Source organism: Bacillus haikouensis (assembly GCF_013179555.1).
Lineage (GTDB): Bacteria > Bacillota > Bacilli > Bacillales > Bacillaceae_B > Rossellomorea > Rossellomorea haikouensis_A.
This window is the reverse complement of the sequence record NZ_JABMCR010000438.1, coordinates 1-2,435: the sequence shown is the minus strand read 5'-3', so window position 1 is coordinate 2,435 and position 2,435 is coordinate 1. Positions and strand designations below refer to the sequence as shown.

Here is a 2,435-nt window from a genome sequence, read left to right as displayed (position 1 = left end):
ATGAGAAAACCTATAAAGAACAACCAGCCAGAAGGGGGAGAAATTCAGGATACTGACAAACAACCCCTTATAAGTAAAGCCATAGGCCCTGTAATCAGACTTGATTAATTGAAACATTACTCTCACTCCCATATAAGTGTTTCATTCAGCTTAATAAAGCATTATTAACTTTCTGCTTCAATTTTTTTAGGAACTCGTAAAAATTTGATTACATTCCGGTCCTCTGATCCAGCGCAAAAAAAAAAAAAACAGCTACAAGAGCTGCATAAGTTTCTCACCGTGATAATGTGATTTTTCCAAGTATTTTTTGCTGTGATCATGATCATAGGACGTGTCTAATTTGTAATTGAAGTTAAAATACCAAAACTTATGCCACTTTCTTCTCAAATTGCGTAACATAGAATCGCCTCCATATTATCAATTTTCTTTGCTAGTGATGCTATGGTTCAAGAATATCAGGTAAATGTTAAGGCTGTGTGAAGAGATGGTTAATGATTGTAAAAGAAAGATAACAAACTATTAAAGCTTATGTATCATCATATTTTGTAAGCCCGTTGGAACAAAAACTGCAATCAAAAAGCCTCTACACCAGTCAGTGTAAAGGCTTTGAAATATATTGATTATGATATATTTTTTTCAATCGTATCTTCCTTTTTCGACGAAAGTTCAATGGTAGAAATAGCTTTCCAGATTGTGAAGCCCGAGTAAAAGATGAGTAGTATTCCAGGAATGATGAACATCAAAGCGCCATTCTTCGAATTCATGAAGTTCATAAAGTAACCGATAAACGGGATGGTAAACCCTTTATACTCAGCTACTACGTTCTCCGATAAGACGGGTTCAAGATCCGGTGCATCATTGTTATCTCCTTTGGTTTTGTACATCACATGTTCCCCGTTCTTTACTACGTCCAAGACTCTGTGGGTAATAAGGATGTTCTCTTTCTCCTTGAAGGTAATGACATCCCCTTCCTTGAAACGGGTCAAGTCTCCTCCAGGCTTAACTGCGATGATTGAACCTGTTTGAATGCCCGGCTCCATCGATCCTGACAATACTGTCTTTATTTGATATCCAAAGAACTCCGGCTCCCCTCCGGCAGCCTTTGAAGATACGACTACGAATATCATCATGAACAGGACAGCATACAAGATTACGGTAATACTAGTGCTTACAACTTTTTTCACTACTTTTAAGTTCATTGTTTATCTACCTTACCTTTCTGTTATTCTGGCGAATTATTATCAGTCGAAGAAGGTTCTTCTGCTGATTTTTCAGGATCTTTTTTCTTGACCGGCTGTACATCAGGCTGCGGTTCACTTGCTGCTTTTACTTCGGCTTTTTCTTCAGGCTTTTTTTCAGGTTCTGACTCTGCCGGGGCGGCGGGTTGTTCAGGTTCTTGCTTTTCTTCTACAGGTGGAGACGGTTCTACTATATTTTCTTCTTTATTTTCCTCTTTACTTTGATCTTTATTTGCTGCATCTGGGCTTGTCACTTCCTGTTTTTCTTCTTTTTTAGGTGGTTCGGGCTTGGCTTTACCTCCGCCTTTATCTTCTTCGGGTTTATCTTGTTCACAGGTTATCGTGATGGTCTCACTCCATAATTCATGTCTGATATCTTCTTTGTTTCCGTGACCCGGACGTTGTAAGGCTTTGAATTTGTAGTTTCCAGGCTCGCCGACTGTTGCTTTCAAAGCAGATATTTCTCCATTGATTATCGGCTGTATTTCACCCTCAACAATACTGCTCCCCTTTTTAGGGTTGCCTTTGGCTGCATAGTATACTGAATATTCAGTAGGACCTTCCATTGTACTTCCTGTATTTTTTATCCTTACTGATATTTCAGCAGGTGAACAAGCCTCTATCTTTCTATCCTGTTCATCTGGGAACTTCAAAGAGCTCTTATCCCAGCTACTCCAGGTTCCTGCGGTGATGACGCTGGTCCTTTGGTCTTGGTCGTTAAAATATGCTCCAGTGCTGCCGTTAATGAACGAACTGGTTATGGTGGTTGCGTACCAGATGGCTATTATCTGGCACAGCAGCTTCCACTTTTTGAATGAGGTTTTATGTTTTTTTGTTCTTGTGTATCTTATGGGGATCACATCCTTTGGATATGTGATGGAATTTAAGTTCCTGCAGAAGACAGATTTAATCTTTTCTATCCTCTGCAGGAATTTAAATGTTGATATTAAGAAAGGCGGGTGGGAACCACCCACCTTCCTATAAAAGATTATTTATCTTTCTTCGCCATCAGTTTGCATACCAGTAAATGTCCATTCCAGATTCAGTGAATCTTGTTGGAACTCATTTTGGTCAGAGCCATCATCAACAAATTCAAATTGTACGTATAGTAAATCACTGGAACCTGCTACTAATCCTTTGCTACCCCATTCATCTCCAATGATAGTCTCCCATGTATCTTCTACAGCTTCAGGAGAC

The 2,435-nt window shown here is 39.3% G+C and carries 3 protein-coding genes; all 3 read right to left on the bottom strand.

The annotated features are described in order from the left end of the window. Positions 1-620: 620 nt before the first annotated feature. Positions 621-1,199, bottom strand: coding sequence for a signal peptidase I SipW (gene sipW / locus HP456_RS22790; protein WP_172255333.1), 579 nt, complete (start codon positions 1,197-1,199; stop codon positions 621-623). Between the two features lie 23 nt (positions 1,200-1,222). After that, on the bottom strand, positions 1,223-2,098 hold the full coding sequence (gene tapA, locus HP456_RS22785) for an amyloid fiber anchoring/assembly protein TapA (RefSeq protein WP_312857808.1): 876 nt from the start codon (positions 2,096-2,098) through the stop codon (positions 1,223-1,225). Between the two features lie 132 nt (positions 2,099-2,230). Beyond that, positions 2,231-2,435: TasA family protein (locus tag HP456_RS22780; RefSeq protein WP_216663398.1), on the bottom strand; the 205-nt coding region annotated here is incomplete at its 5' end.

Excerpts from the sequence above, each read along its gene's own strand:
- sipW (WP_172255333.1), bottom strand. The coding sequence starts at position 1,199 with ATGAACTTAAAAGTAGTGAAAAAAGTTGTAAGCACTAGTATTACCGTA.